Origin of the sequence: Bradyrhizobium diversitatis, assembly GCF_016031635.1 — a bacterium.
Classification (GTDB): domain Bacteria; phylum Pseudomonadota; class Alphaproteobacteria; order Rhizobiales; family Xanthobacteraceae; genus Bradyrhizobium; species Bradyrhizobium diversitatis.
Genome location: NZ_JACEGD010000085.1, coordinates 1 through 5,992, shown reverse-complemented (window position 1 = coordinate 5,992; position 5,992 = coordinate 1). Strand labels below are relative to the sequence as shown.

General features: G+C 63.9%; 6 protein-coding genes. 2 read left to right on the top strand and 4 right to left on the bottom strand.

Annotated elements, in window-relative coordinates; genetic code table 11:
- On the top strand, nucleotides 1-658 hold a 658-nt coding region (locus H1B27_RS39450; RefSeq protein ID WP_197969753.1), incomplete at its 5' end, for a hydroxymethylglutaryl-CoA lyase.
- 155 nt (nucleotides 659-813) lie between these two features.
- Here H1B27_RS39450 and H1B27_RS39445 read toward each other — a convergent pair.
- The 4 genes from H1B27_RS39445 to H1B27_RS39430 form a co-directional block, all read right to left on the bottom strand.
- Nucleotides 814-1,740 (bottom strand): dihydrodipicolinate synthase family protein, encoded by a 927-nt coding sequence (locus H1B27_RS39445; RefSeq protein WP_197969752.1) that lies wholly within the window; start codon nucleotides 1,738-1,740, stop codon nucleotides 814-816.
- Between the two features lie 77 nt (nucleotides 1,741-1,817).
- The gene (locus H1B27_RS39440; protein ID WP_197969751.1) at nucleotides 1,818-2,801 is read right to left on the bottom strand and encodes a TRAP transporter substrate-binding protein; all 984 of its coding nucleotides are present in this window, start codon (nucleotides 2,799-2,801) and stop codon (nucleotides 1,818-1,820) included.
- 22 nt (nucleotides 2,802-2,823) lie between these two features.
- The gene (locus H1B27_RS39435) at nucleotides 2,824-4,089 is read right to left on the bottom strand and encodes a TRAP transporter large permease (RefSeq protein ID WP_197969750.1); all 1,266 of its coding nucleotides are present in this window, start codon (nucleotides 4,087-4,089) and stop codon (nucleotides 2,824-2,826) included.
- Nucleotides 4,089-4,697 carry a TRAP transporter small permease gene (locus tag H1B27_RS39430; RefSeq protein WP_197969754.1) on the bottom strand — a complete coding sequence of 203 codons (609 nt, stop codon included), beginning with the start codon at nucleotides 4,695-4,697 and terminating at the stop codon, nucleotides 4,089-4,091. The genes H1B27_RS39435 and H1B27_RS39430 overlap by 1 nt, the downstream gene beginning before the upstream one ends.
- Nucleotides 4,698-4,928: 231 nt before the next feature.
- Here H1B27_RS39430 and H1B27_RS39425 point away from each other — a divergent pair, with 231 nt between their 5' ends.
- Nucleotides 4,929-5,612, top strand: coding sequence for a GntR family transcriptional regulator (locus H1B27_RS39425; protein ID WP_197969749.1), 684 nt, complete (start codon nucleotides 4,929-4,931; stop codon nucleotides 5,610-5,612).
- Nucleotides 5,613-5,992 lie beyond the last annotated feature (380 nt).

Genomic DNA, 5,992 nt, shown 5'->3' with positions numbered 1-5,992 from the left:
TGACGCCGCGCGTGCCGCGGGCGCCGAAGTGGTCTCGGTGTTTGCGGCCGCCTCGGAAGGTTTTTCGCGCGCCAACATCAACTGCACGGTCGCGGAGTCGATCGAGCGCTTCAAGCCGGTGCTGGCGCGCGCCAAGGCCGATGGCGTCAAGGTGCGCGGCTATATTTCCTGCGTGCTCGGTTGCCCCTTCGACGGCGAGATCAAGCCGAAGGCGGTCGCCGATCTCGCCAGCACGTTGTTCGAGCTCGGCTGCTACGAGATTTCGCTCGGCGACACCATCGGGGTCGGCACGCCATCCAAGGCGAAGGAGATGCTGCGCGCGGTCAGTGCCAGCATCCCTCCCGCCAGGCTCGCGATGCATTTCCACGACACCTACGGCCAGGCGCTCGCCAACCTCTATGCCGGAATGGAAGAGGGGGTTCGTGTCATCGACGCCGCCGCCGGCGGCCTCGGCGGCTGCCCCTATGCGCCGGGCGCGACCGGCAACGTCGCGACCGAGGACGTCGTCTACATGCTCGAAGGCATGGGGATCAGGACCGGCGTCGACATGGAGAAGCTGCTGGCGGCCACCAACGCGATGAGCGGCGTGCTGGGCAAGCCGCCCGTGAGCCGCGTGGCGTCCGCGCTGAACGCCAAGAAGAATCGGGCGAGCTCGTAAAGCTTCGTAGGGTGGGTTAGCCCAGTGATCGCGCGAAGCGCAATCACTGGGCGTAACCCACCTCTTTGGTATCCGCGGAGACGAAAGTGGTGGGTTACGCCCAGCGACTGCGCTCTGCGCAGCCGCAGGTCTAACCCGCCCTACGAAACCTGCGGTCAGGCCGCCTTCAGGCCGACATCCGGCAGGCGCGGCCGGTTCTTGAGCGCCTTGGCCATCATCGCCTCGACCTCGGCCTTCTCCTGCGGCAGCAGCGCCAGGCGGGGCGGGCGGGTCAGCGCGGTGCCGCGGCCCATGATGTGCTCGCACAGCTTGATGCACTGGACGAGGTCCGGCCGTGCATCGAGGTGCAAGAGCGGCATGAACCATTCGTAGAGCGGCATCGCCTCAGCGAACCGCCCCGCCTTGGCGAGGCGGAACAGCGTCTCGCCCTCGCGCGGGAAGGCGTTCGACATGCCGGAGACCCAGCCCACGGCGCCCATCGCGACGCTCTCGACGATGACGTCGTCCAGCCCTGCGAACAGCACGAAGCGGTCGCCGACCATGTTCCTGGTGTCGATGAAGCGCCGCGTGTCGCCGGAGGAATCCTTGAAGCAGACGACGGTCTCGACATCGGCGAGCGAGGCCAGGATGTCCGGCGTGACGTCATTCTTGTAGATCGGCGGATTGTTGTAGAGCATCACCGGCAGGTCGGTGGCGCTGGCGACGGCGCGGAAATGCGCGGCGGTCTCATGCGGCTTGGAGGAATAGACCAGCGCCGGCATCACCATCACGCCGTCGATGCCGATACGCGCGGCTTCCTTGGCGGTCTCGACCGCAAAGGCCGTGGTGAATTCGGCGATGCCGCACAGCACGGGCACCCGGCCTTTCGCGACCGCTTTCGCGGCTTCCATGATCGCGATCTTTTCCTTGCGCTCGAGCGAGGTGTTCTCGCCGACCGAACCGCAGACGATCAGGCCGGAAACGCCGTCGCGGATCAGCCCGTCCATGACCCTGGCGGTCGCGTCGATGTTGAGCGAGAGGTCGTCGTTGAACTGCGTGGTGACGGCCGGGAAGACGCCTTCCCAGGAGATACGTGGGCTCATTGCTTGGCTCCGATTGGAATTGGTGCCGGCGGATCGTTCGATCCGCCGGGCATTGACGTGAGGGCGATGGGTGGGGATCAGAGCGTCGCGCCGACCTTGCGCAGCTCGGCGAGGACGGGGGCCTTGGGCAGCCAGATCTTGTCGAATTCGGCGATCACGGCCTCGGTGTCCTTGGCGTCGACCTGGCGGATCGGGATCGGCGCGTTCTTGAAGTTCTGGATCAGCGTGGGCTCGTTGCCGGCGAGCTCGTCGATCTGCGCGTCCAGCGTCGTCTTGATCGTTTTCGTGATCAGCTCGCGGTCGGCGGCGGGCAGCGATTGCCAGACGCGGCCGGAAACGACGGCTGCCATCGGCATGAAGACCGCGTTCATCTGCAGGATCACTTTCGACACCTTGTCGAAGCGCTGGTTCCAGGAGAATTCGAGGTCGGCCTCGAGGCCGTCGACCTGGCCGTTGGCCATGGCGTCGAACACCTGCGGCGTCGGAATCGGCGTCGGCGCCGCGCCGAGGGAGGAATAGAAATCGCGATAGACCGGCGTCGGATTGATGCGCAGCTTCATGCCCTTGATGTCGGCCAGCGAATTCAGGTCCTTGGAGGAGAACACCGCGCGCATGCCGGTGATGCCCCAGCCCAGTCCGATCGTGCCGGTCTCCTGCGGCAGCACCTCGAACAGCTTCACCGCCGCCGGATGCCGCACGAACTTCGCGACCGAAGGCGTCGAGCGAACGATGTAGGGCGCGTTGATCGCGGCGATGTGCGGCACGCGCGAGCCGAGCTCGGCGGCCTGGATGAAGCCCATGTCGAGCGCGCCGGACTGCAATTGCTGCATCATCGCGGTCTCGTTGCCGAGCTGGCCGGAGTGGAACACGGTCACTGTCAGGCGGCCGTTGGTGGCGGACTTGAGATCCTCGCCGAATTTGAGCGCGGCCTTGTTCCAGGAATGGCCGTTCGGCGTGATCAGGCCGAGGCGGAATTCCTTGGCCTGGGCGAGTGCGAGTGATGGGGCAAACACCGAGGCAGCGGCGCTGGCGGCGAGAAAGCGGCGGCGTGAAAGCGACATGGTCGGGCTCCTATTGGATGGCCTATTTGACGAGGATCAGCGAGAGCGAGGGATAGAGCGAGAGCAGCACGAGAAGGATGCAGGCGATGACGAAGAAGGGCAGCGTCACCATGAACATCTTGCCGGGCTTGGCGCCGGTGACGGCGGCCGCGACGAAGAAGCAGAGCCCGACCGGCGGCGACAGCAGGCCGAGCACCAGGTTGATCACCACCACGACGCCGAACTGCCGGGGGTCGATGTGATAGATTTCGGTTGCCACCGGCAGCAGGATCGGCACGGTCATGATCAGCCCGGGAATGCCGTCGATCACCGTGCCGATCACCAGCAGGATCACGTTGCAGATCAGCATGAAGCTGACGGGGTCCTTGGCGACGGTCTGGATCCAGGCGGCGGTCTCCTGCGGCACCTTGCCGAAGATCAGGACCCAGGAGAACACGGCGGCGGCTGCGACCAGGAACAGCACAATCGCCGAATAGATGGCGCTACGCAGCATCATCTGCGGCAGCTGCGAGAACTTGAACTCCCTGGTCCAGTATTTTCCGACCAGTGCTGCTGCGACGGCGCCAACGGCTGCGGATTCGGTCGCGTTGGCGAGGCCTCCGAGGATGGTGCCGACGATGACGATCGGGATCAGCAGCGTCGGCGAGGTCCGCAGGATCGTCACGACGCGCTGACGCGGGGTCTGGTAATCCGCGCGGGGGTAGTTGTAGACGTATCCCATCAGCGCGATGACGAGGCAGAACATCACGGTGAGGATGACACCCGGCACGATGCCGGCGATCAGCATGTCGCTGACGGAGACCTGCGCCAGCACGCTGTAGACAACAAACATCACCGAGGGAGGGATGATCGGTCCGAGCATGCCGCCATAGGCGGTCAGCCCCGCTGCGAAGGTCTTGTCGTAGCCCTTCTTCTCCATCTCCGGGACCATGATCTGGGCCATGATCGCGACCTGCGCCGTCGCCGATCCCAGGATGGAGGAAATGAACATGTTGGCGAGGATGTTGACGTAGGCGAGACCACCCTTGAGCGAGCCGACGAAGGCCATCGCCATGTCGACGATGCGCCGCGTGATGCCGCCGCCGTTCATGATCTCGCCGATCAAAATGAAGAGCGGGATAGCGATCAGGCCGTAGCTGTCGACACCGCCGAACAGCTGCAGCGGATAGGACTGGAACAGCACGGGATTGCCGGATGCCGCGATGTAGACGAGGCCGGCAAGGCACAGGCACAGGCCGATCGGCACGCCGACCAGCATGATCGCCATGAAGGCCGCTGACGTGATCATCAGTTGACCCCGTCCAGCTCGGAGAGCTGAAAGCCTTTCGGCGCGGTGCGCGGGACCAGTCCGAGATCTTCCAGCAGATTGGCGAGACCGTGAATGGTCATCGACACCGCGAAGATCGGCAGCGTCAGATAGAGCACCCAGGTCGGCCAGTTCAGCGTCTGGGTGCGCTCGGTGTAGAGGAAGTTGAAGGTTTCGGCGGCGAGCTTGCGCCCGTCGAAGCCGGCGCGGGCGAGACCAACCGGGTCCATCCAGAGCAAGCAGGTGACGATCAGAGCGACGCCGAACACCACGACGAGGCCGGTCGAGATCACTTTTGCAAATTTCTGGTGCTGAGCGGAAAGTCGCTCCGTCAGCATGGTCACCGCAAAATCGAGCCGCAGCCGCGTCATCGCGGACGCCCCGATGAAGGTCAGCCAGACCACGCAATAGACAGCGGATTCATCGATCCAGTAGATCGGGAAATGCGAGTAGCGGGTGACGACGTTCACCAGGATCAGTCCAGTGAGCAGGTACATCAGACCCATCAGCGCGAGGCGCTCGACCGCGAGCAGGCCGGCCGACATCCGGACGATCGTACGTCGGAGGCTGAGCGCGCGCGTGGCCGGCATGGTCTGCTCGATCATGAAAGTGGCCCCAACTCCCGAAGAATTGTCGTGCGATTGCCAAATGTATAATTTATACATTTTGGGAGTCAAACGGAGTTTGCGGTCATTTCGGCGGCAGGGCGCGGTTTTACTGGGCACCTTGCTTTTGGAGCGCCTGACTTTTGCCGGGCACCTCGACATGCAAGACAGGGACCGCGTCGGCCGAACGAGTCGGGAAGGACAACAGAAGGTCAGATGAAACAGCCTCTGAAGCATCGCACCCTGTCGGCTGCGATCGTCGATCAGCTCCGGCAGGCGATCCTCGACGGCACCTATCCGGCTGGATCGCAGCTGCGCCAGGACGCGCTCGGGGATGCTTACGGCGTCAGCCGCATCCCGGTGCGAGAGGCGCTGTTCCAGCTCGAGGCGGAAGGCCTGGTGCGGATCGTGCCGCAGAAGGGCGCCATCGTCTCCGAGCTGTCACTGGACGAGATCAACGACGTCTTCGACCTGCGCCGCATCCTGGAGCCGCGATTGCTGGCGCAGTCGGCGCCGCGCTTCGGCGCAGAGGATTTCGAGGGGCTCGACGACATCCACCGGAGCTTCGAGAAGGCGATCAAGGCGAGGAACGTCAGTGAATGGGGCCAGCTCAACGCCGACTTCCACATGGCGCTCTACGTGCACGCGCCGCAGCCCCGCACGCGCGCGATCGTGCTGTCACTGCTCCAGACCAGCGACCGCTATACGCGGCTACAGCTCTCCAACACCAAGGCGATGGGCATTGCCGAGAAGGAGCACGCCCAACTGATCGCGCTCTGCCGCGCAGGGAAGGTGGAGGAGGCCTGCCGCTTCCTGGAGCGGCACATCGAGGCTGTGCGGAAGGATTTGCTGCAGGTGGTGGCGAACGCGCCGAAGGGGCGGAGGAAGGAGAATTCGTAGGGTGAGTTAATCGAGCGGATGCGCGAAGCGCATCTGCTCGGCGTAACCCACCACTGTTCGTCTCCGCGAAAGCAGAAGAGGTGGTCGTCCGTGAAGAGCGGCTAAGCGATTGAGCTAGAATCGCATTTGTCTTTGTGGGCTGTTTTGCGATTGCAGGGTTTTGATGCTTGGGGCATCGGAACCTTGCAATTTCATTTTCAGGATTCCGTCGAATCGCCAGTCATGATTCCGTCGTCGCATCGGAGGTGGCGATGCGACCGAAGAAGCACAGGACGACGGAATCGGGCGATCTGTTCCGGGCCAGGCTGGACCAGATCATCAATATGAAGCACGAGCTGGTTCAGCTTGCCGGCAAGGTCGATTGGGACTGGATCGACGGC

Bases quoted from the DNA above. Each gene is read 5' to 3' on its own strand.
- H1B27_RS39445 (WP_197969752.1), bottom strand. From the start codon at position 1,740: ATGAGCCCACGTATCTCCTGGGAAGGCGTCTTCCCGGCCGTCACCACG.
- H1B27_RS39440 (WP_197969751.1), bottom strand. From the start codon at position 2,801: ATGTCGCTTTCACGCCGCCGCTTTCTCGCCGCCAGCGCCGCTGCCTCG.
- H1B27_RS39425 (WP_197969749.1), top strand. From the start codon at position 4,929: ATGAAACAGCCTCTGAAGCATCGCACCCTGTCGGCTGCGATCGTCGAT.
- H1B27_RS39430 (WP_197969754.1), bottom strand. From the start codon at position 4,697: ATGCCGGCCACGCGCGCGCTCAGCCTCCGACGTACGATCGTCCGGATG.
- H1B27_RS39435 (WP_197969750.1), bottom strand. From the start codon at position 4,089: ATGATCACGTCAGCGGCCTTCATGGCGATCATGCTGGTCGGCGTGCCG.